This window comes from Halobacillus sp. B23F22_5, assembly GCF_043497085.1.
Classification (GTDB): domain Bacteria; phylum Bacillota; class Bacilli; order Bacillales; family Halobacillaceae; genus Thalassobacillus.
This window is the reverse complement of record NZ_JBIEKI010000012.1, coordinates 50,368-71,939: the sequence shown is the minus strand read 5'-3', so window position 1 is coordinate 71,939 and position 21,572 is coordinate 50,368. Positions and strand designations below refer to the sequence as shown.

At 41.0% G+C, this 21,572-nt stretch carries 20 protein-coding genes and 1 other annotated feature; of the genes, 17 read left to right on the top strand and 3 right to left on the bottom strand.

Going from position 1 to position 21,572, the window contains the following annotated elements; all coding sequences use genetic code 11:
- Positions 1–13: 13 nt before the first annotated feature.
- Positions 14–427, bottom strand: coding sequence for a sigma-w pathway protein ysdB (locus ACGTN9_RS15010; protein WP_499594112.1), 414 nt, complete (start codon positions 425–427; stop codon positions 14–16).
- A 114-nt stretch (positions 428–541) separates the two neighbouring features.
- Between ACGTN9_RS15010 and ACGTN9_RS15005 the strand changes: the two genes are divergently transcribed.
- Together ACGTN9_RS15005 and ACGTN9_RS15000 are read left to right on the top strand one after the other, a co-directional pair.
- The gene (locus tag ACGTN9_RS15005; RefSeq protein WP_499594110.1) at positions 542–1,024 is read left to right on the top strand and encodes a dUTP diphosphatase; all 483 of its coding nucleotides are present in this window, start codon (positions 542–544) and stop codon (positions 1,022–1,024) included.
- 83 nt (positions 1,025–1,107) lie between these two features.
- Complete coding sequence (locus ACGTN9_RS15000) at positions 1,108–2,193, top strand: M42 family metallopeptidase (protein WP_499594108.1); 1,086 nt, start codon at positions 1,108–1,110, stop codon at positions 2,191–2,193.
- Between the two features lie 39 nt (positions 2,194–2,232).
- Here the strand turns inward: ACGTN9_RS15000 and sspI are convergent, their stop codons facing one another.
- Entirely contained in the window at positions 2,233–2,445 is a 213-nt protein-coding gene (gene sspI / locus ACGTN9_RS14995; RefSeq protein WP_093044238.1) for a small acid-soluble spore protein SspI, read from the bottom strand.
- Positions 2,446–2,547: 102 nt separating this feature from the next.
- On the opposite strand from sspI, the gene ACGTN9_RS14990 reads away from it, so the two are divergent.
- From ACGTN9_RS14990 to ACGTN9_RS14975, 4 genes are all read left to right on the top strand, one after another.
- The gene (locus tag ACGTN9_RS14990) at positions 2,548–3,285 is read left to right on the top strand and encodes a TrmH family RNA methyltransferase (protein ID WP_499594105.1); all 738 of its coding nucleotides are present in this window, start codon (positions 2,548–2,550) and stop codon (positions 3,283–3,285) included.
- A gap of 49 nt (positions 3,286–3,334) precedes the next feature.
- Positions 3,335–3,564: a binding site (T-box leader), on the top strand.
- Between the two features lie 139 nt (positions 3,565–3,703).
- Positions 3,704–4,738, top strand: coding sequence for a phenylalanine--tRNA ligase subunit alpha (gene pheS, locus ACGTN9_RS14985; RefSeq protein ID WP_499594103.1), 1,035 nt, complete (start codon positions 3,704–3,706; stop codon positions 4,736–4,738).
- A 14-nt stretch (positions 4,739–4,752) separates the two neighbouring features.
- Positions 4,753–7,179, top strand: coding sequence for a phenylalanine--tRNA ligase subunit beta (gene pheT, locus ACGTN9_RS14980; protein ID WP_499594101.1), 2,427 nt, complete (start codon positions 4,753–4,755; stop codon positions 7,177–7,179).
- A 601-nt stretch (positions 7,180–7,780) separates the two neighbouring features.
- Positions 7,781–9,142, top strand: a complete 1,362-nt coding sequence (locus ACGTN9_RS14975) for a DUF2254 domain-containing protein (protein ID WP_499594099.1) — start codon at positions 7,781–7,783, stop codon at positions 9,140–9,142.
- Positions 9,143–9,345: 203 nt separating this feature from the next.
- Here ACGTN9_RS14975 and rnhC read toward each other — a convergent pair whose 3' ends face one another.
- On the bottom strand, positions 9,346–10,275 hold the full coding sequence (gene rnhC, locus ACGTN9_RS14970) for a ribonuclease HIII (RefSeq protein WP_499594097.1): 930 nt from the start codon (positions 10,273–10,275) through the stop codon (positions 9,346–9,348).
- A 163-nt stretch (positions 10,276–10,438) separates the two neighbouring features.
- On the opposite strand from rnhC, the gene zapA reads away from it, so the two are divergent.
- The 11 genes from zapA to trxA all read left to right on the top strand — a co-directional run bounded on the left by zapA (position 10,439) and on the right by trxA (position 21,554).
- Positions 10,439–10,726: a cell division protein ZapA gene (gene zapA, locus ACGTN9_RS14965; RefSeq protein WP_499594095.1), complete on the top strand. Its 288-nt coding sequence runs from the start codon at positions 10,439–10,441 to the stop codon at positions 10,724–10,726.
- A complete protein-coding gene (locus ACGTN9_RS14960) occupies positions 10,719–11,267 on the top strand; it encodes a CvpA family protein (protein ID WP_499594093.1) in 549 nt (182 codons plus the stop codon). Before zapA ends, ACGTN9_RS14960 begins: the two co-directional genes overlap by 8 nt.
- A 68-nt stretch (positions 11,268–11,335) precedes the next feature.
- On the top strand, positions 11,336–13,060 hold the full coding sequence (polX, locus tag ACGTN9_RS14955; protein WP_499594091.1) for a DNA polymerase/3'-5' exonuclease PolX: 1,725 nt from the start codon (positions 11,336–11,338) through the stop codon (positions 13,058–13,060).
- A gap of 15 nt (positions 13,061–13,075) precedes the next feature.
- Complete coding sequence (locus ACGTN9_RS14950) at positions 13,076–15,421, top strand: endonuclease MutS2 (protein ID WP_499594089.1); 2,346 nt, start codon at positions 13,076–13,078, stop codon at positions 15,419–15,421.
- 20 nt (positions 15,422–15,441) lie between these two features.
- Complete coding sequence (locus ACGTN9_RS14945) at positions 15,442–15,849, top strand: DUF350 domain-containing protein (protein WP_093044258.1); 408 nt, start codon at positions 15,442–15,444, stop codon at positions 15,847–15,849.
- 241 nt (positions 15,850–16,090) lie between these two features.
- Entirely contained in the window at positions 16,091–17,800 is a 1,710-nt protein-coding gene (locus ACGTN9_RS14940; RefSeq protein ID WP_499594087.1) for an AMP-binding protein, read from the top strand.
- Positions 17,801–17,908: 108 nt separating this feature from the next.
- Positions 17,909–18,496, top strand: coding sequence for a fatty acid metabolism transcriptional regulator FadR (gene fadR / locus ACGTN9_RS14935; protein ID WP_499594086.1), 588 nt, complete (start codon positions 17,909–17,911; stop codon positions 18,494–18,496).
- A 17-nt stretch (positions 18,497–18,513) separates the two neighbouring features.
- Complete coding sequence (locus tag ACGTN9_RS14930; protein WP_499594084.1) at positions 18,514–19,287, top strand: enoyl-CoA hydratase; 774 nt, start codon at positions 18,514–18,516, stop codon at positions 19,285–19,287.
- A gap of 16 nt (positions 19,288–19,303) precedes the next feature.
- Positions 19,304–20,077 (top strand): electron transfer flavoprotein subunit beta/FixA family protein, encoded by a 774-nt coding sequence (locus ACGTN9_RS14925; protein ID WP_499594082.1) that lies wholly within the window; start codon positions 19,304–19,306, stop codon positions 20,075–20,077.
- Positions 20,078–20,109: 32 nt separating this feature from the next.
- Positions 20,110–21,090, top strand: a complete 981-nt coding sequence (locus ACGTN9_RS14920) for an electron transfer flavoprotein subunit alpha/FixB family protein (RefSeq protein ID WP_499594080.1) — start codon at positions 20,110–20,112, stop codon at positions 21,088–21,090.
- A gap of 149 nt (positions 21,091–21,239) precedes the next feature.
- Entirely contained in the window at positions 21,240–21,554 is a 315-nt protein-coding gene (gene trxA / locus ACGTN9_RS14915; protein WP_093044270.1) for a thioredoxin, read from the top strand.
- Positions 21,555–21,572: the final 18 nt, after the last annotated feature.

Here is a 21,572-nt window from a genome sequence, read left to right as displayed (position 1 = left end):
GAACATTCAACCTTTAGGAAGGGTGTTCGCTTTCCTCTTTTGGTGGATGAATAAACAGACGGTTAAGTGGATATTTCCACTCAATAGCAGCGTAAGGGTAGCGGATCAGGATTTCTTTTTCTAGAAAATAAATGTCCTCACGTTCAATCCCTTTCAATTGATTCGGCTGCCTTGCCGAAACATTGATATTAACCACCTCAAAGGCATTTTCAGTAGTGCCTAAATATTTTTCTCCTTCGAATAAGACCCCTTTATAGGTCATCAGGAAATTTTGTTTTGTATTGTCCGGGTCATCATAAAAGTAAAATGTTTTGCTCTGTTTTGCCAACTCCAGCTTTCTCCCCGGACTCGACATATAGGAGTAAATAGTATAAAAAATGAAAATGATTGCAAGCAATATCAGTAGCCGGAATAAAATGACAATCATAAGGGTTTCCTCCTGAAATAGGAATTAATTAACTTGTTTACGTTTGAAAATACCAAAACGTTTCATGAAATGGTACATTTATGATAGAAATTTATTAAAAAGGATGAATCTACTATGAATTGGGACGAACTATTTCAAACACAATTACACTTGGATCGTTATATTGAAGAAAATAACAACCTGGAAGAGGCTGATTTATTTGAAAACAAAGTGCTGGCACTCCTGGTAGAGGTCGGGGAGCTGGCCAATGAAACAAGGTGCTTCAAATTCTGGAGTCAAAAACCAGCAAGTCCGGAAGGTGTTATTCTGGAAGAGTATGTAGATGGACTTCATTTCATGCTTTCCCTGGGGTTAGAAAAAGAACTTCGTTATGAGAAACAGTCAATTGAAAGAGTGAATGATTTGACTGAAGGGTTTCATCAGGTTTACGAGAATATAATCAAATTCAAATCTGTTCCTGATAAACAAAACTTTCAACAGATGTTCTCCACATTTTTAAGTCTTGGAGCAGGTTTGGGCTTTTCAGAACAAGCAATTCAGTCTGCCTATCATAAGAAGAATGCACGAAATCATCAGAGGCAGGATGAAGGGTATTGAAAGCGTTTTTTTAAATATTTTGTTTATTATGGAAAAAAACGATATAATGAAATAGTCAAAATTTTTGGAGGGGGCAATTACATATGGCAAAAACAGATGAAACATTAACCATGCTGAAGGACTTGACCGACGCAAAGTCCATTCCTGGTCATGAAAAAGAAGCTAGAGATGTAATGAAAAAATATATTACACCTTTCGCTGATGAAGTATATACCGATAATTTAGGGAGCCTGATTGCGAAAAAGTCAGGCGAAGCAAACGGTCCAAAAGTTATGGTAGCCGGCCATTTGGATGAAGTTGGTTTTATGGTTACACGTATTGATGACAATGGATTTATTTCTTTTCAAACAGTAGGAGGCTGGTGGAGCCAGGTAATGCTTGCACAGCGTGTGACGATCGTGACTCGCGAAGGTACTGTCACTGGTGTGATCGGTTCCAAACCGCCTCATATTTTACCGGCTGAAGCTCGTAAGAAGCCAGTTGAAATTAAAGATATGTTTATTGATATCGGTGCTTCCAGCAGAGAAGAAGCAAAGGAATTCGGGGTACGTCCTGGGGACTCGATCGTTCCTTATTTTGAATTCACCCAGATGAAGAACGAAAAAATGCTGCTTGCTAAGGCATGGGACAACCGTATTGGTTGCGCGATTGCAATTGAAGTATTGAAGCAGTTGAAAAATGAAAAGCATCCGAACGTCGTTTACGGTGTAGGAACCGTCCAAGAAGAAGTAGGTTTACGTGGTGCACGCACCTCTGCTCATGCCATTAACCCAGACATTGCATTTGGTGTAGATGTAGGGATTGCTGGAGATACTCCGGGAGTGTCAGACAAAGATGCATCCAGTAAAATGGGAGAAGGTCCACAGATCATTCTTTACGATGCTTCGATGGTGTCTCATAAAGGACTGCGTGATTTTGTAGTAGATACGGCTGATGAAAAAGAAATCCCTTATCAGTTTGATGCTATTGCAGGTGGTGGTACGGATTCAGGAGCTATCCATTTGACAGCAAATGGTGTACCTGCTTTATCCATTACAATTGCAACCCGCTACATTCACTCACATGCAGCTATGCTTCACCGTGATGATTTTGAAAATGCGGTCAAATTGATTGTAGAAGTCATCAAAAAGTTTGATGCCGATACTGTCAAAGAAATTACTTTCAACTAAAAAAAAGCTCTGCCTTCGTGGCGGAGCTTTTTTAAATGATTATTGCTGCTGGACACTTTGTTCCAAGGCTTCAAGCATCTCATCTTTTTCACTTTCGCTGGATTCCTGCCAAATTAATTCAAACAACACACCAAGACCTGGGAGCATTTTTTCTTCTCCTTTTTGAATGGCATCAACGATGGTTGCTTCCAGTTGCTCTCTGTTATTTCCTGAAATATTAGACAAAATAGCTTCACGTAAGTTCAAATTCATTGGATAGCACTCCTTTTTTTCAACTTTTTCTTTGGTTAGTTTGACCTTTCTTCCTTAAAATATGTATGATAGTCAAAGAAGCTAAGAAAAAGAGGTAAAGTAATGCTAACATCCCTACAGAATACACGAGTTAAACAATGGATGAAATTAAAAAAGAAACGCGAACGAGAGAAATCGAAATCCTTCCTTGTTGAAGGTTACCATTTGGTAGAAGAAGCGATCAAAAGTGAATGGGAAACCAAAGAAGTGATTGTCAAAGAAGAGACCGATGTTCCTGAATGGATAGAAAAAGAAAGGGTTACACGAGTTTCTAAGGAGATTTTCACAGCACTTTCAGAAACGGAAACGCCACAAGGAATAGCAGCAGTCGTGGAAATGAAGGATTTTGAAACGCGCTCTTTTCACCATGTCTTACTTATAGATGCTGTCCAGGATCCGGGAAACCTGGGTACGCTAATAAGAACCGCAGATGCGGCGGGATTTGACGGCGTCATCATTGGGAAAGGTTCCGTCGACCCCTTCAATGAAAAAGTTATACGTGCGACGCAAGGTTCTTTGTTTCACTTACCTGTCATTCAAGGTGAGCTGAATGATTGGATTTCACTGTTGAAGCATCAAGGGCTGACAGTATTTGCTTCCACTTTGGAAAACGCCAAACCATACCATGAAATAACCTTCCCTAAAAAAGCAGCCCTTATAGTGGGAAATGAAGGGGCTGGTATTCAGGAGGAAATGATTGGGTTAGCTGATAACCAGGTGTACATTCCCATTGTTGGTCAGGCAGAGTCATTGAATGTTGCTATCGCCGCAGGGATTTTAATGTATCAGATGAAAATATAGACTTGCAAGATTGAAAATGATTTTCTATAATATATGAATAGTTATAGAGCGAATAGCGTTGAAGGAGCCAGTAGATGATCATAAGATCGATACAGGGAAGAAGTGCCAGAGATTGCGAGCACTTCCATCGTGGTGATTATTGAACTTTCACTCTGGAGCTGGCATCTGATCATAAAGATGTCCCGGATGTAAATCCGTTATCCGTAATGAAGTGGACACACAATACGTGTGTCAACAAGGGTGGTACCGCGAAATGACCATACAAGTCTCGTCCCTTTACCAGGGGAGGAGACTTTTTTTTATACTTTATGAAAATTTAACATTGTTAAAAGAGTAAAGTATAAATTAACAACTTAGGCTCGCTATTTAGACTTGGCGTTTATCTGGGTTTTTTAATGTAAAAAAGGAGGAGCAAATGATGAAGGATCGCTTGCAGGAATTACAATCAGAAGCTTTAGGAAAAGTGCAGCAAGCCGAAGATTTGAAAGCTTTACAGGATGTACGCATCGCATATCTTGGAAAAAAAGGACCGATTACAGAAGTCCTTCGAGGAATGGGGAAATTATCCAAAGAAGAACGTCCGGTAATCGGACAATTAGCCAATGAAGTAAGGGAAACAATATCCGAGGCTATTCAAACGAAGCAGGATAAGTTAGAAGAAGAAGCTTTGGAAAAGCAACTGGAAGAGGAAAGTATTGATGTAACATTGCCGGGACGTCCAGTTCAGGTAGGCGGACCTCATCTGTTGACCAGTATCATAGAAGAAATCGAGGATTTATTCATCGGGATGGGTTTTGAAATTAAAGAAGGACCGGAAGTAGAAACGGATTATTATAACTTTGAGGCGCTTAATTTACCCAAAGGGCATCCAGCACGTGATATGCAGGACTCTTTCTATATCACGGAAGAATTACTGCTGCGTACCCATACCTCTCCGGTACAGGCACGTACGATGAAGCAGAAGGACGGGCACGAACCAGTCCGAATGATTTGCCCTGGTAAAGTTTATCGGCGCGATACAGATGATGCAACTCATTCCCATCAATTCACCCAGGTAGAGGGTCTGGTAGTGGATGAAAATATCAAGATGAGTGATCTAAAAGGAGTACTTAACGCGTTTGCCAAGCAGATGTTCGGTTCGGAACGTGATATCCGTCTTCGTCCCAGCTTTTTCCCTTTTACTGAACCATCTGTCGAAATGGATATCTCCTGTAAGGTTTGTGGTGGTGATGGATGTTCTGTGTGTAAAGGAACTGGTTGGATCGAAATCTTAGGTGCAGGGATGGTACATCCTAATGTGCTTGAAATGGCAGGGTACGACCCGAATGTTTATTCCGGTTTCGCCTTTGGAATGGGGCCGGAGCGGATTGCCATGTTGAAGTACGGCGTCGATGATATCCGCCACTTCTACACCAACGATATTCGATTCTTAAAGCAATACCATAAAGCGTAAGGGAGAGATCTATCATGTTAGTATCTTTAAATTGGTTGAAACAATATGTTGATATAAATGATCATACGCCTGAAGAGTTGGCAGAGCTTATTACAAAAACAGGCATTGAAGTAGAAAGCGTCGCCCCGATAGCTGAAAAAATGACCGATGTAGTAGTGGGGCATGTCCAGTCCTGCGAACAGCACCCGAATGCAGATAAATTGAATCTATGTCAGGTAGATGTTGGAGAAGAAACGCTGCAAATTATTTGCGGTGCACCTAACATCGCTTCCGGCCAAAAAGTGGCGGTTGCCAAGCCAGGAGCAGTTCTTCCAGGGAACTTCAAAATTAAAAAAGCTAAACTCCGCGGAGTAGAATCTAATGGGATGATCTGTTCTTTACAAGAGCTTGGCGTAGATGAGAAGGATGTGCCAAAAGAATTTGCAGATGGCATCTTTGTATTTCATGACGAAGTGAAAATCGGGGACAACGCAGTTGAGTTGTTGAATCTGGATGATATTATTATCGAACTAGGACTGACTCCAAACCGTGCGGATTGTCTAAGCATGCTAGGGGTCGCTTATGAAGTGGCAGCTATTTTAGATCAGCCATTCACACCACAGGAAGAAGTCATCAATCCTGTGGAAGAGCCAGCTGCAGATTATATCTCTGTGAAAGTAGAAGCACCTGACTTAAACCCTTATTATGGCGCTTTTATTATAAAGCATGTAAAAATCGGTCCATCGCCTTTATGGCTTAGGAACCGCTTAATAGCTGCCGGTGTACGCCCAATCAATAACGTAGTTGATATTACGAATTATGTGTTGCTTGAATATGGGCAGCCGCTTCATGCCTTTGACTTGGATCGGTTCGGCTCTGACCAGGTCGTAGTACGGAGAGCGAAGGAAAATGAAACAATCACTACGTTGGATGGTCAGGAGCGTACACTGAAGCCTGAACATTTAGTGATTACCAATGGTGAACAACCGACAGCTATTGCTGGAGTCATGGGTGGGGCTGATTCAGAAGTACAAGAGGATACGACTGATATCTTGTTAGAAGCAGCTTACTTCCACCCAAATGCAGTACGTACATCTTCCAAGGATCACGGTCTAAGGAGTGAAGCCAGTACCCGCTATGAAAAAGGTATCGACCCTAACCGGGTCATCCTTGCTGGTAAGAAAGCGTGTGAATTACTGGAAAAGTATGCTGATGGAAAAGTGTTAAACGGGGTAGAAGAGTTCGATGACTTGAATAGAGAGCCAAAACAAGTGGAAATCACCACCTCTCATATCAATGAAAGACTGGGTACGGTCATATCGGATGAAGAAATCGCTGATATTCTTCGCCGGCTTCAATTTGGGTATGAACAAAACGGTGAGTTGTTCAACGTCACCGTACCTACTCGCCGTGGGGACGTGGAGTTGTTTGAAGATATGCTCGAGGAAGTGGCAAGGATTTATGGTTATGACAACCTTCCTTATACGCTTCCTGGAGGAGCTTCGCAGGCTGGAGGTCTCACGTTACAACAGCAACTCAAGCGAAAAGTAAAAAATTATCTACAGGGAGCAGGGCTTGATGAAACGATTACTTACTCGTTGACAAAAGAAAATCGAGCAGGGCAACTGGTCAGTCGTGAGGTGAAAGAGCAAGCAAAGGCAGCCGTCAGGTTAGCGATGCCAATGAGTGAAGAGCACAGCCATCTCCGTTTAAGTATATTGCCGGAATTGCTGGACTCTCTTTCTTATAACATAGCGAGAAAACAAACAGATCTCGCTTACTATGAACTTGGTACAGTGTTCATCAGTGCAGAAGAACAGGTGACTGTGCAGCCGAAGGAGCAATTGCGTTTATCAGGCGCCCTTACTGGCGAATGGCACGTACATCCTTGGCAGCAAGAAAAGAAATCCGTCGATTTCTTTGTTGTTAAAGGAATCGTAGAGGGATTGACTGAATTACTTGATTTGCCGTTGAGTTACCAACAGGCTAAACTTCCAGATATGCATCCTGGTCGTACAGCGGAAGTATTCCTCAATAATCAAGTGATCGGTTTTATTGGCCAAATACACCCTAAGTTGCAAAATGAGTTGGATTTAAAGGAAACATATGTATTTGATTTGAATGCCGAAGTTTTATTCGATAGCTACGAGAAGGAAGAAGCATTCCAGGCTATCCCTAAGTATCCTTCCATTAACAGGGATATTGCCCTAGTGGTGGATGAGCAATCTTTTGCAGGTGAAATTGCTGAAACGATATTGGAAGCTGGTGCTCCATTAGTCAAAGATGTACGCATTTTTGATGTTTATCAAGGAGAACACTTGGAACCAGGCAAAAAGTCGATAGCCTTCAATCTCTTGTATATGGATCCTAACCGGACCCTAAAGGATCAGGAAGTTGAAAAAGCGCATGAAAAAATCCTTTCCGCAGTAAAGGAGAGGCACCAGGCAGAATTAAGAGCCTGATAAAACTACAGTCTGGATAACGTGGAGAAACATCATAATAGACAAGTTAAATCGAGTATGAAATCTCAAAGGTTTCATGCTCGATTTTTTGTTGGCTAGGAAATTATAAAGTTTTCTTGTTGTGGATAACTTTCTGTAGTGGGTGTCATCCAGCTCCAGCGCCTACCCCCTCGAGGTCTTAAGTCAATCCTCTCTGTGACAAAGAACGTCACGCCGAGGCTTGTCTTAAGCTTGTCGGGGGTGAGCAAGGCGCTTGCTCTTTTGTTCATACACTACTGAATTAACTTGGGTTTGGGGATATCGGGAGGGGACGTCAGCAAACGGCCGCTTTCCGTGAATGAGTCAGCCTCATTAAGACCGGTTAACTATTAAAATACAGGGTGAATGGTTTGGGTAGGGTGGATGAATACTATATAAGAAAGCAAGTATTCTTAAGAAATGGTTCTTATGAGTTTTTGCGATATATTCCTATTTTTTGATGGAAACATTAAAATTCGGGTTAGTTTACTTCTTTTCAGGGTAGGAAATAGAAGTATTCAAATCTTAAGAATAGAATGGTGATCTTATGGGGTTCTTTTACTACATAAAGAAATATTTTAAAATGTCGAGACGTCAGCGGAAAAGTGAATTAAAATCAACACTTTGGTTTATGCCTTTTTGGTATATCGTTGGAGCTGTCGGTTTATCCGTTTTTACCTTTTATCTTGATTATGTAGTGGATGTCAGTTTATATTTGCCTGCTGCAATTGGATTCAGCGGACAGACCCTGCAGGTGCTTTTGAGTGCCCTCGTTGGTGGGGTGCTGACCTTGAGCGCGTTTACCATCAACTCCCTGCTCGTCGCACTGACGACGTTCAGCGGGCAGTTTTCTTCCAAAATGCTTGTAAACTTTGTCAGTGACAGGGCGACCCAGCACGTACTCGGTATTTTTAATGGTAGTTTTATTTATGTACTCTTAAATTTCTTGTACGTTACCCATGAAGAAGAGGAGTTTATTGTTGCTACACCGGTTTTATCCATTCTCACAGCTATTACGGCTGCCGTAACATTTATTTATTTTATCAACCATACAACCACCTGGATGCAGGTTCATAATATCAGCTTCAATATGAATGCCAAGTCAAAATCGGTGCAGGCTTCTCTTGAAAAAGAATTAAAGCCTTACCGCATGGAGAAGGAGGTAGAGACGGATACCCTCCCGCCTGATTCAGATGGAAAGGTTCTAACAACCAGCCAATCTGGTTATCTTCAAGTCGCTGACTTTTCAAGGCTGATTAAACAGGCGAACAGAGATAACATCCTTTTGAGGTTCGATGTCAGAATCGGAGAATTCTTAGTTGAAGGCGCACCGATACTTACTTATTGGGAGTACGGACAAACCATAGATCCTGACCGTTATTTCAAGTCCGTTGAAATCGGAGTTAAACAAACAGAAATTCAAGACTTGGAATATGGACTGATCAAGCTTGCCGAAGTAGCCATCAAGGCTTTAGGTCATAATGACCCGCTTACGGTTACGAATACGATTCATCAGATTGCTGATTTGTTGAAAAGCATTGGCCAGTCAACGAATTTCTCACCTTATCTCTTTGACCAGGAACAGGAGCTTCGTTTGATTTTAAATCAAAAAAATTTTCGTTATTACTTGCATAAGGGGTTTGCTTCCATACGTGAGTATGCAAATCAGAACTCGACCGTTATGACAGAGCTTATAACGATGGTGTCCCTGCTGAGTAAAACGATGGATAAGGAAGTACACGAGGATCTCTGGGAATTTGCACGCCAGACTATTTTAGGATTTGATAACTATAGCCTATATGAAAATGACTGCTTGTATATTTTAGAGCAATTATCCGAGCTTGCTAAAAACACAGGTCACCAGAAGGATTATCTTTTCCTGCTTGAATATATGCTGCAACGAGTGAGTTCGAAGAGTGCCGCCGAGTTGCCTTCTTCACTTTAAGCTATTCTTAAAATAAACGATCAAGCTAAATGTTTTTGAGTTTAGTTTTTCAACTATCCGGAGTTTTAATCGAAGAAACCTTGAATTTGAGGTATGCACGGAGCCAGTAAGATGCCCCCGTAAGATAGTCCGGTGAAAACCTGTTATCTTAAGGGGACATAGACTGGAAGGTCATGTATTAAAAAGGGAGATAAGGGTCAGGACTATTTTTTTAAGTATTTGTTAGCTTTTTGCGTAGTTGCAAAATGTACTTTAGCAATCTCTTCTAATTTGTCCCTGCCAAACTTTTTAATGATAGCAGCTGCAGCCCTGTCTACTTGAAGGGATGCACCTTTAGGGACAGTCAGCCCAACTTCTCTAGACATATCTTCAATCGCTTTTACGAAGCTTGCCCTGGCAAGAATCGATCCTGTAGCGACAGCGATCGAGTAGCTTTCTGCCTTGGTCATGAAATAGACATTCTCCTGCAGTTTATTCCCTTCTGAAGCAAGGTGACGTTTATATACCTCAGGTTCTGAAAATTGATCGACTAAAATACCGGCGGGACGTTCCGGCTTTATTTTTTCCAGCAGTTTTTCTAAAGCGTGATGGTGAAGCATCGTTTTCATTTTTCCCTGACTCCATCCTTTGGCTTGGAGCTTGTTGTACTTTTTGTTAGTTAATTTCAATAATGTATAAGGGATATCCAGGTGGACAATATCCTTAGCGATGGAGCGGATTTTATCATCTGTCAAATGCTTAGAATCTTTGACACCAAGTTCTTTCAATAAAGCGATCTGATCTTTTTTTACATATGCAGCAGCTACGGTAATTGGTCCAAAGTAATCTCCTGTTCCTGCTTCATCCGAGCCGATATGAGAACACGTGAACAGCGTTTCTGGCGGATGGTAAGCATGTTGCTTTTTGACTTTTTTCTTTATAGGCTGGTCGGTTTTCCCCCATTTAGCCGCTTCATCTTCAGGACTTTTTCCCTGGAATAAAACTTTCCCGGATTGGTAGGCCGTGATGGTGCTTCCAGGCGTTTTTGCCACAAATAAGGCAGCTGGAGGCATATCCGGTTTTATTTGTTCCTTATAATAATTTTTCATTTCATTCAGGGTATGTTTTGCTACTTTAAGTACAACTTGGCCCATGTTTGAATACCTCTCTCTTTTTTGCGTTTAGGTTTTCACTCATGACAAGTATACCAGACGACACAATAAGACAGAACCATGCAATATACGATAGATTTAGTTTCCCAATTTTTCTCCTTCGTGTTAATATAAACTTTAGGATTCTATTGTCAGGGGGGATAATATGTCCCGTTCAGAAAATAAAAAATCACGTACTACGGTTGAAATATATAATCGTTCCTATACGATTGTGGGTGATGAGCCGGCTCACCGTGTGAAAATGGTGGCAGGACTTGTGGATCAAAAAATGCGTGAAATCCAGGAGGGCAACCGTTCTCTGGATACTTCCAGACTTGCTGTACTTACTGCGGTCAATACGATGAATGATTACATAGCCTTGAAAGAATCGTATAATGAACTTATAGACAAGCTGAAAATCAACGAAGAAAAGGAAAGAAAACAAGATGATTGATTTATTACTGATTATAATTTTGATTATTGGGATACTGAACGGATTACGCAGGGGCTTTATCCTTCAGCTGTTCCATATTATTGGCTTCATAGCCGCTTTTGTAGTAGCAGTACTATATTATGATGACCTTGCAGAACGACTGACACTTTGGGTGCCGTACCCGAATTTACCTGAAAGTGCAGAATGGTCCGTATTTTTGGATAGCTTGCCGCTGGAAGTAGCCTTCTATAATGCGGTTGCCTTTGCCATTCTCTTTTTTGGTGTAAAAATCATCGTGCAAATCATTGCCTCAATGCTTGATTTCGTAGCTGATCTTCCAATTTTAAAGACATTGAATGGATTATTAGGAGGCGTTTTAGGCTTTATTGAGACGTACTTGATTTTGTTTATTTTACTTTCTATCGCAGCCCTGATGCCGATTGAGTCTGTGCAAAGTGCACTAGATAACGCCGGAATTGCCCAGGCAATAATCGAACACACGCCAATGTTCTCACAGCAGCTGAAAACGCTGTGGTTTGAACATGTAGCAGCACTACTATAAAACTTCTCTTACTTGGAGAAGTTTTTTCTTTACGATATCACTAAACTCATTAAGAGGAGTTGGATAACATGGCAGTAGATAAAAAGCAGGTTATTAAGTTACTGGAACAGGTAGCTGTTTATTTAGAACTAAAAGGAGAGAATCCTTTTAAAATATCTGCATATAGAAAAGCTGCTCAAGCCTTGGAACAGGATGAGCGATCCTTAAGCGAAATCGAAGACTTCACTAAGTTGAAAGGGATAGGAAAAGGAACTGCTGAAGTTATTAACGAATATATAAACAATGGTAAATCGGATACATTGATGCAACTTCAGGAAGAAGTGCCTAAAGGCTTAGTGCCATTGCTTGACTTACCTGGACTTGGGGGAAAAAAGCTTTCTAAATTATATCAGGAATTAGGGGTTACAGATGCCGCAACCCTGAAAAAAGCGTGTGAAGATGGAAGCGTCGAACAACTGCAAGGTTTTGGCAAAAAATCAGCAGAAAAAATATTAAAAGCATTAGAAGATGCAGACAGCAGACCAGAACGTCTGCCGATAGCCATGATGCTTCCACTGGCAGAAAAAATCGAAGCCTTTCTGGACACAGTGAAGACTGTAGAACGTTATTCAAGGGCTGGAAGTTTGAGGAGAATGAAAGAAACGATCAAGGATCTGGATTTTATCATCGTATCAGAAGATGCTCCAGCAACCCGTGATCAATTGTTAGAGTATGAAGATATAGAGGAAGTGATCGCATCCGGGGAGACGAAAGTATCCGTAGTTGTTAATGAAGGCTACGATATCAACATTGATTTCCGGATTGTAAAACCAGAAGAATTTGCGACAACACTCCATCATTTTACAGGATCGAAGGATCATAATGTGGCGATGCGCCAATTAGCGAAACAGCAAAATGAAAAAATCAGTGAATATGGAATTGAAAATGTTGAAACCGGCGAAGTGACAACCTTCAAAAAAGAAGAAGACTTTTTTGCTCACTTTGGGCTCAACTGGATTCCGCCTGAAGTTAGGGAGAATTTAGGAGAGATTGAAAAAGCAGAAAAGAAAATAGACTTAGTAGATCTGAAGGATATTAGAGGGGATCTTCATATGCACAGCACCTGGAGTGATGGCGCCCAGTCCATACGTGAAATGGCAGAGGAAGCAAAAGCGAAAGGCTATGAATTCATTGCTATCACCGATCACTCCAAATATTTACGAGTTGCAAACGGATTAAATGAAGAACGTTTACGTAAGCAACGGAAAGAAATAGACAAGCTGAACAATGAAATGGATGACTTTCATATTTTTGCAGGAATTGAAATGGATATCCTTCCTGATGGAACGCTTGATTTTGAAGATGAATTCCTCAAGGAGATGGACTTTGTAATCGGTTCTATTCATTCAAGTTTCACTCAATCTCAAGATAAGATCATGAAACGGTTAGTTCATGCTATGGAGAATCCATATGTCCATATGATTGCCCATCCAACCGGGCGGTTGATTGGCAGAAGAAAAGGATATGCCGTGGACTTGGACGTATTAATAGAGACAGCTCAGCAAACTGGAACAGTGTTAGAGTTGAACGCAAACCCGAACAGGCTTGACTTGAGTTGGGAAACTTTAATCAAAGCTCAAGAAGCTGGTGTCAAGGTAGCTATCAATACGGATGCTCATAACTATTCCATGCTGGACCATATGAAAATAGGTGTTGGAGCAGCACGCAAAGGGTGGCTGCGAAAAGAAAATGTCATCAATACCTGGAAAAAGGAGGAGCTAGTGAACCTTTTCCAAGGGAAAGCTAAGAAATAAAGGAGTCAATCACTCATGAATCCACGTGTATTTCATGTATTAGAATATAAAAAAATAATTGATCAATTAGCAGAATATGCAGCTTCTTCACTCGGAAAGGCAAAAGCTGCTGCCTTAAAGCCATCCACTGATTTTGAAGAAGTAGTACGTTGGCAAAATGAGACAGATGAAGCTGCCCAAGTGATCAGATTACATGGCAATGTCCCACTCGGCGGTATCTTTGATATTAAACCGAGCATTAAGCGAACTACCATCGGCGGCGTGTTGAGCCCATCAGAATGTTTGGATATCGCTTCAACTATATATGGCGGGAAACAGATGAAAAGATTCATCGACCAAATGGAAGAGCCGGTGGTCCCTATCCTGCGTGATTTAGTAGAAGGGATTGTTCCCTTAAATGAATTAGAGCGGCTAATCCGGGGATGCATTGATGACAATGGTCATGTCATGGATGGTGCGTCGGATAAACTCCGTACGATCCGCTCTCGCGTCCGCACCTATGAAAGCAGAGTGCGGGATAAAATGGACAATTATACAAAATCAAAAAGTAAAATGTTATCAGATGCTATTGTAACCATCCGAAATGACAGGTATGTACTTCCAGTAAAGCAGGAGTATCGTGGAGCGATTGGGGGAATCGTGCATGACCAATCAGCTTCAGGTGCTACGTTGTTCATAGAACCCCAGGCCATCGTTGACTTGAATAATCAACTTCAAGAAGCAAAAGTTCAGGAAAAACATGAAATCGAGCGGATTTTAAAAGAATTATCAGAGGCTATAGCTTCGGACGAATCCTTCCTTTATCAAAATGTTGAACTTCTTGAAAAAATAGATTTTATGTTTGCAAGAGCCAAGTTGGGACAGTCCATGAAAGCAGCCATGCCTACTATGAATGATCGTGGAGTCATTAAAATGAAACAAGCGAGACATCCTTTAATCGATCAGGAAGAAGTAGTAGCAAATGATATCGAACTTGGTGCATCTTTTACTTCTATTGTAATCACAGGCCCTAATACAGGCGGGAAAACAGTTACATTGAAATTGGTCGGCCTATGTACGTTGATGGCTCAATCCGGACTTCAGATCCCTGCCTTAGATGGTGTGGAGATGGCAGTGTTTGAAAATGTCTTTGCGGATATTGGAGATGAACAATCAATCGAACAGAACCTAAGTACTTTCTCTTCCCATATGACTAACATTGTAGATATACTACAACACGTCAATGACAAAACCTTGGTGTTATTCGATGAACTGGGGGCCGGTACAGATCCGCAAGAAGGAGCAGCACTGGCTATGTCTATTTTGGATGAAGTAGTTAAAAGGGATGCAAGAGTGATTGCTACCACCCACTATCCAGAATTAAAAGCCTATGGTTATAACCGGGAAGGTGTCATTAACGCATCGGTTGAATTTGATATACAAACTTTACAGCCTACTTACCGGTTATTGATCGGCGTGCCAGGACGAAGCAATGCTTTTGAGATATCAAGACGTTTAGGATTGGATGAAGACGTAATAGAAACAGCTAAAGGCCATATTGGCAGTGATTCGAAAAGTGTGGAAAATATGATTGCTTCTCTGGAAGAATCCACAAGGGGAGCGGACCGGGATTATGAGGAAGCTGAGAGGATATTAGAACAGGCCCAGGAGCTTCACAGAGAATTAGAAGATAAATGGAAAAAGTTCGAAGATAAGCGGGAACAACTTTATCAACGTGCAGAACAGAAGGCTGAAAAAGCTGTAGAAAAGGCTAGAATGGAAGCTGAAGAAATTGTAAAAGAACTACGTAACCGGAAACAACAGGCAGATTTCAAGGAACATGAATGGATTGAAGCGCGTAAAACATTAGAAGAAGCCCGCCCTGAACTTGCTGACAAGAAACAGAAACAAAAGAAACCGGTAAGTGTAAGTAAACGTGAGTTAAAAGCTGGAGACGAAGTCAAGCTGCTTTCTTTGAATCAGAACGGTACAGTTATAGATGTGATAAGTGAAAATGAGTTTCAAGTCCAGGTTGGGATAATGAAAGTAAAGGCTAAGCGGAAAGATTTAGAATATATCAAGTCTGAACAGCCTTTGAAGGAAAAAACAATGGCTACAGTCAAAGGTAAAGGCTACCATGTAAAGACAGAATTGGATTTACGTGGGGAGAGATATGAAGAAGCCTTAAACCGTTTAGAAAAATATATTGATGATGCCATATTAGCCGGGTACCCTAGAGTTTCCATCATTCATGGGAAAGGTACAGGAGCGTTAAGGAATGGTGTTAAAAATTTCGCAGATAACCATTCTGCTATCAAGTCTCACCGTTCTGGCGGAATGAACGAAGGCGGCGGTGGAGTTACTGTGTTAGAATTAGCTTGAGAAACAGGGGGGGATCGTAGATGAATAGCTTTTGGGAGCACCCATTAATTGAAACTGCAGCAAGATACAGTGTGGTTATTTTATGTTTGGTTATTTTTATGGCAGTTTTTGAACTGGTAACCCGGTACAACAACTGGAAAGAAATTAAACAAGGAAATTTAGCTGTAGCTATGGCAACAGGAGGAAAAATATTCGGCATTGCCAATATTTTTCGTTATTCCATTGAACACAATGATTCTTTGCTGCAAACCATGGGTTGGGGATTGTATGGTTTCTTCTTACTCTTGATCGGCTATTTCATTTACGAATTTTTGACACCTAATTTCAAAATAGATGCGGAAATAGAAAATGATAACCGGGCTGTAGGATTTATTTCTTTAGTTATATCGGTCGGTCTTTCTTTTGTTATTGGAGCAAATATTATTTAAGGGGCGAACAATAAGCATGGAAACATTAGCAAAGGTGCTGGGTGTCGTCTCAGTCCTATTCATTATTGTCGGCGTGGTTTTTGTTATTTTGAATTGACAAAGGACGGGCTTTGAAGCCTGTCTTTTGTCCTTTTTTTGTTACTATAGACCTACGTTATTTTTTCAAATTTTCAAATAATAATTCATTTTATGGGCATAAATCGTTATAATAGATATAAGCGAAGTAAAGGGAGGAATTCTGATGACAGAAAAGTTTGAAAGACCATGGCACCGTCATTACCCAGAAGAAATTCCCGCTACCTTAGATTATGACAAAAAAGCCTTGCACCAATTTTTATATGAAGCGGCTGAGCTATACCCCAAAAAGAAAGCGCTTCATTTTATGGGCAAAGAACTTACGTACGAAGAAGTGCTTCAACAAACAGAGATATTTGCCGCATATATGCAAAAGCTGGGTTTAGAAAAAGGAGACAGGGTGGCAATCATGCTGCCGAACAGCCCCCAGTCGGTGATAGCCTATTATGGAATATTGATGGCTGGAGGAATTGTCGTCCAAACCAACCCATTATATATGGAAAGGGAATTGGAATATCAGATGAACGATTCCGGAGCAAAAATGATCATCTGCCTGGATATACTTTATCCTAAAGTAAGTAATGTCAAAGGGAATACTGATTTAGAGCATGTGATCATAACAGGCATCAAGGATTATTTGCCATTTCCTAAAAACCGAATCTATCCGTTCATTCAAAAACGGCAATATAAACTGGTAGTTACACCGGAACAAACGAATGATACGCATCTTTGGGAGCATATTCTGCAATCTACGGAGGACAAAGTGACGCCTGTTGATATCGATCCTGAGGAAGATCTTGCATTATTACAATATACAGGAGGAACTACTGGTTATCCGAAGGGTGTAATGCTGACCCATTTGAATCTGGTAGCTAATACGCAAATGTCAATGAATTGGCTGTATAAATGTAAAAGGGGTGAAGAGATAGTACTCGGTGTTCTCCCATTCTTCCATGTGTATGGCATGACAGCAGTGATGAATCTATCAATTATGATGGGGTCGAAAATGATTCTACTGCCAAAATTCGATGCCGGTGAAGTGTTGAAAACAATCGATAAACAGAAACCAACATTGTTTCCTGGAGCACCGACTATTTATATTGCACTGTTGAATCATCCTAGTTTGAAAAAGTATGATTTATCTTCTGTTGAAGCTTGTATTAGTGGTTCAGCACCTTTACCTGTAGAAGTTCAAGAGAGATTTGAACGAGTGACAGGTGGAAAATTAGTAGAAGGATATGGACTGACAGAGACATCGCCGGTCACACATTCTAATTTTGTATGGGGTCGAAGAATAAATGGTAGTATCGGCGTACCATGGCCGGATACAGATGCGAAGATTTTTAGAATGGAAAGTGATGAAGAAGCTGAGTTTGAGGAAGTGGGAGAAATTGTAGTGAAAGGACCTCAAGTAATGAAAGGGTATTGGGGACGAAAAGAAGACACAGATGAAGTGTTGAATGCTGAAGGGTGGTTCCGTACTGGAGATTTGGGTTATATGAATGAAGAAGGTTACTTCTACGTGGTAGACCGGAAAAAAGATATGATTATAGCTGGCGGATTTAATATTTATCCAAGAGAAGTAGAAGAAGTGCTTTATGAGCATGAGGCGGTCCAGGAAGCTGTAGTCGTAGGCATCCCAGATCCTTACCGGGGTGAAACGGTTAAAGCATTTATTGTTAAAAGGGAAGATTCTTCTGTTTCGGAGCAGGAATTGAATGATTTTTGTCGAAAGCATATGGCAGCCTATAAAGTACCGAGAATTTATGAATTCAGAGATGAGCTTCCAAAGACAGCTGTAGGGAAAATATTGCGCAGGACCCTTATCGAAGAAGAAAAAAACAAACAGGGTACAGGAAGTACGGAACCTGTATAACCTTGAGAGGCTTGTCCTCTTTTTATTGACAGGAACAAAATAGGAATGTAGAATAATAGATGAATGACCATTCATTCATTTTCAGAAGAGATAAGGCAGGAGATTGCAATGAAAAAAAATAAGCCGAAGTATACGCAAATCATAGATGCAGCTGTCAAAGTGATTGCTGAAAATGGATACCATTCCTCGCAGGTTTCAAAGATAGCAAAACAAGCAGGGGTGGCAGATGGTACCATTTATTTGTACTTCAAAAATAAAGAAGATATATTGGTGTCTTTATTCCAGCAAAAGATGGGAAACTTCATTAAGAAAATTGAGGAAGAAACCAATTCACAGCAGACAGCGGTTGAAAAGTTGCTGAAGTTGATTGAAATGCATTTTAAACAGCTCACAGCAGATCATCATCTTGCTATCGTCACACAGTTGGAGTTAAGACAATCAAATAAAGATTTACGATTGAAAATAAATGAAGTTTTAAAAAGGTATTTGACCGTTATTGATCAAATAATAGAAGAGGGGATCCAGGATGAAATTTTCCGGAATGACATCGACACGCGGCTGGTCCGTCAGATGATTTTCGGAACCTTGGATGAAGCAGTCACTAACTGGGTGATGAAAGAGCAGCATTACGATTTAGTTGAACAGGCCGGGACGGTCCATGACTTGATCGTCCGTGGCTTGACATATAGATCTTAGCAAGGGGAGGTAGTGGTTTGGGGAACATATCCTATCATGTAGAAAACCATGTAGCTACACTTACATTACAAAGTCCGCCTGCAAATGCGTTATCTACGTCTTTGTTGGAGGCACTTTCAGAAAGATTGGATGAGGTAGAAAAGGATAGCAGCATTAAAGCGATCATTTTAAAGGGGGAAGGTAAATTCTTTTCAGCGGGAGCTGATATCAAAGAATTTACTTCACTGCAAAATGAATCCGATTACACAAGTCTCTCCCAAAAAGGACAGGCACTGTTCAACCGGGTGGAAAATTTTAACGTTCCTGTCATAGCAGCCATTCATGGTGCTTCACTGGGCGGTGGTCTGGAACTTGCAATGGCATGCCATATTCGGTATGCAGCTGATAATGCAAAATTCGGATTACCTGAACTGAACCTGGGTATCATCCCTGGTTTTGCTGGAACGCAGAGGCTGCCTGCATATGTAGGTGCTGCAAAAGCATACGAAATGATGTTGTCCGGGATTCCTATCACCGGCGAAGAAGCGGCTCGCGCAGGTCTGGTAAATAAAAGTTTTCCAGAAGAAGAATTGTTTGCCGCTGCGGAAAAGTTAGCAGACGCAATTGCGGAAAAAAGTGGTCCGACGATTCGTCAAGTGATGGAATTGGTGACATACACCCGCAGTTCCAGGTTTGAAGAAGGAGCTTTGGCAGAGGCGAAAGCTTTTGGAGAAGCGTTTGGCACGGCAGATGCCAAAGAAGGTATCCAGGCATTTATGGAAAAAAGAAAACCTAAATTTAACGATCAATAGTCTAGGAGGTTTTTGTATGAATATTTATGTGTTGTTGAAACGAACATTTGATACGGAAGAAAAAATCACCATCAATGATGCGCGTATTGACGAGGAAGGCGCTGAATTCATCATTAATCCATATGATGAATATGCGGTGGAAGAAGCGATCAACCTCCGTGATGAACATGGCGGTGAAGTCACAGTCGTCACCATTGGTGAAGAGGAATCAGAAAAACAACTGCGTACTGCGCTTGCTATGGGAGCAGATAAAGCAGTCCTTATCAATACAGAAGATGATTTGGAAGATGGCGATCAATATACTACTGTCAAAATCTTAGAAGCTTTCTTCGAGGATAAAGATGTCGATCTTATCCTTGCCGGGAATGTAGCTATCGATGAAGCGAGTGGCCAAGTCGGTCCACGTTTAGCTGAACGATTGAATATTCCTTATGTTACGACGATTACTTCCATTACTATAGATGGTGAAACTGTACAGATCGAACGTGATGTGGAAGGTGACGTGGAAAAGGTAGATACTTCCCTGCCATTATTAGTGACCTGTCAACAAGGGTTGAACGAGCCACGCTATCCATCCTTGCCTGGAATCATGAAGGCGAAGAAAAAACCATTGGAAGAATTAGAATTGGATGATCTTGATCTTGATGAAGATGAGGTAGAACCTAAAACGAAAACTGTGGATATTTTCCTTCCTCCTGAGAAAGAAGCAGGGAAAGTACTGGAGGGTGAAATTGACGATCAAGTGAAAGAACTTGTTTCCTTATTAAGAAACGAAGCGAAAGTACTATAAATATTGGAGTTACCGGGAAAGGAGAATCGGTTATGGGTAAAAAAATGCTAGTGATTGGGGAAGCTCGTGAAGGCGCTTTACGTAATGTAACGTTTGAAGCCATCGCAGCTGCAAAACAAATTAGTCCGGATGGTGAAGTGGTAGGTGTGTTGTGCGGTGATGGTGATTTAACTGAACAAGGAAATGAAATGGTCTACTATGGTGCAGATCGTGTCATCACTGTTTCAGACGAAAAATTGAAAACGTATACATCTGAAGGCTATGGACAAGCGATTAAAGCAGTGATTGATGATGAAAGTCCTGAAGGAATCGTAATGGGTCATACAGCTGTCGGTAAAGATTTGACACCTAAGCTTGCCAGTAAGCTTGAAACCGGGTTGATTTCAGACGCCACAGAAGTGAGCAATGAAGGTGGAAATGTTATTTTTACTCGACCTATCTATTCTGGTAAAGCGTTTGAAAAGAAAATCATTACAGACGGAGTCATTTTTGCCACAATCCGTCCAAATAACATCGCCGCACTGGACCGGGATGATTCACGTTCTGGTGAAGTAACTTCCAAGAGCGTTGAAATTGCAGATCTTCGTACCATCATCAAAGATATTATTCGTAAAGGGTCTGAGGGTGTCGATCTATCAGAATCTAAAGTGATTGTAGCAGGTGGGCGAGGCGTGAAGAGTGCAGAAGGCTTTGAACCATTAGAAGAGCTGGCAGAAGTGTTAGGAGGAGCTGTCGGTGCATCTCGTGGGGCGTGTGATGCAGGGTACTGTGATTATTCCCTTCAAATTGGTCAGACAGGTAAAGTAGTTACACCGGATTTATATATTGCGGCTGGCATATCCGGGGCTATCCAGCACTTGGCGGGAATGTCCAACTCGAAAGTGATTGTAGCCATCAACAAAGATCCGGAAGCTAATATTTTCAATGTAGCTGATTACGGTATTGTCGGGGATCTCTTTGAAGTAGTGCCGAAGTTAATTGAAGAAATTAAACAAATTAAAGTGAATGCTTAATAGAAAGATACCGGAGCAAGTTTTCATGCTCCGGTATTTCTTTGCATAAGAGAAGCTGATTTGTGGTATAAACAAAGTATTAGCCACTAATTTTAGGACATGATATACTCTATCTATGTTTAAAAAGATTGTTCGAGGAGGAATTTTTAATGGCAATTGTAACTGCAACTGATCAAAACTTTACAGAGCAAACTAATGAAGGTCTAGCACTAGTCGATTTTTGGGCACCTTGGTGTGGACCTTGTAAAATGATCGCTCCTGTACTAGAAGAAATTGATGACGAAATGAGCGATCAAGTAAAAATTGTAAAGCTGGATGTGGATGAAAACCAGGAAACAGCTAGCAAATATGGAGTAATGAGCATCCCGACACTACTTCTTTTTAAAGATGGAAAAGTAGTAGATCAAGTAATCGGCTTCCAGCCAAAAGAAGCGCTTACTGACCTTATCAACAAACATGCTTAATATTGCGTAATTCTGTAT

Excerpts from the sequence above, each read along its gene's own strand:
- rnhC (WP_499594097.1), bottom strand. The coding sequence starts at position 10,275 with ATGGGCCAAGTTGTACTTAAAGTAGCAAAACATACCCTGAATGAAATG.
- ACGTN9_RS14920 (WP_499594080.1), top strand. The coding sequence starts at position 20,110 with ATGGGTAAAAAAATGCTAGTGATTGGGGAAGCTCGTGAAGGCGCTTTA.
- ACGTN9_RS14950 (WP_499594089.1), top strand. The coding sequence starts at position 13,076 with ATGAATCCACGTGTATTTCATGTATTAGAATATAAAAAAATAATTGAT.
- polX (WP_499594091.1), top strand. The coding sequence starts at position 11,336 with ATGGCAGTAGATAAAAAGCAGGTTATTAAGTTACTGGAACAGGTAGCT.
- ACGTN9_RS15005 (WP_499594110.1), top strand. The coding sequence starts at position 542 with ATGAATTGGGACGAACTATTTCAAACACAATTACACTTGGATCGTTAT.
- zapA (WP_499594095.1), top strand. The coding sequence starts at position 10,439 with ATGTCCCGTTCAGAAAATAAAAAATCACGTACTACGGTTGAAATATAT.
- ACGTN9_RS15010 (WP_499594112.1), bottom strand. The coding sequence starts at position 427 with ATGATTGTCATTTTATTCCGGCTACTGATATTGCTTGCAATCATTTTC.
- ACGTN9_RS14925 (WP_499594082.1), top strand. The coding sequence starts at position 19,304 with ATGAATATTTATGTGTTGTTGAAACGAACATTTGATACGGAAGAAAAA.
- ACGTN9_RS15000 (WP_499594108.1), top strand. The coding sequence starts at position 1,108 with ATGGCAAAAACAGATGAAACATTAACCATGCTGAAGGACTTGACCGAC.
- ACGTN9_RS14960 (WP_499594093.1), top strand. The coding sequence starts at position 10,719 with ATGATTGATTTATTACTGATTATAATTTTGATTATTGGGATACTGAAC.
- ACGTN9_RS14945 (WP_093044258.1), top strand. The coding sequence starts at position 15,442 with ATGAATAGCTTTTGGGAGCACCCATTAATTGAAACTGCAGCAAGATAC.
- pheS (WP_499594103.1), top strand. The coding sequence starts at position 3,704 with ATGAAGGATCGCTTGCAGGAATTACAATCAGAAGCTTTAGGAAAAGTG.
- sspI (WP_093044238.1), bottom strand. The coding sequence starts at position 2,445 with ATGAATTTGAACTTACGTGAAGCTATTTTGTCTAATATTTCAGGAAAT.
- ACGTN9_RS14975 (WP_499594099.1), top strand. The coding sequence starts at position 7,781 with ATGTCGAGACGTCAGCGGAAAAGTGAATTAAAATCAACACTTTGGTTT.
- ACGTN9_RS14990 (WP_499594105.1), top strand. The coding sequence starts at position 2,548 with ATGCTAACATCCCTACAGAATACACGAGTTAAACAATGGATGAAATTA.
- fadR (WP_499594086.1), top strand. The coding sequence starts at position 17,909 with ATGAAAAAAAATAAGCCGAAGTATACGCAAATCATAGATGCAGCTGTC.
- trxA (WP_093044270.1), top strand. The coding sequence starts at position 21,240 with ATGGCAATTGTAACTGCAACTGATCAAAACTTTACAGAGCAAACTAAT.
- ACGTN9_RS14940 (WP_499594087.1), top strand. The coding sequence starts at position 16,091 with ATGACAGAAAAGTTTGAAAGACCATGGCACCGTCATTACCCAGAAGAA.
- pheT (WP_499594101.1), top strand. The coding sequence starts at position 4,753 with ATGTTAGTATCTTTAAATTGGTTGAAACAATATGTTGATATAAATGAT.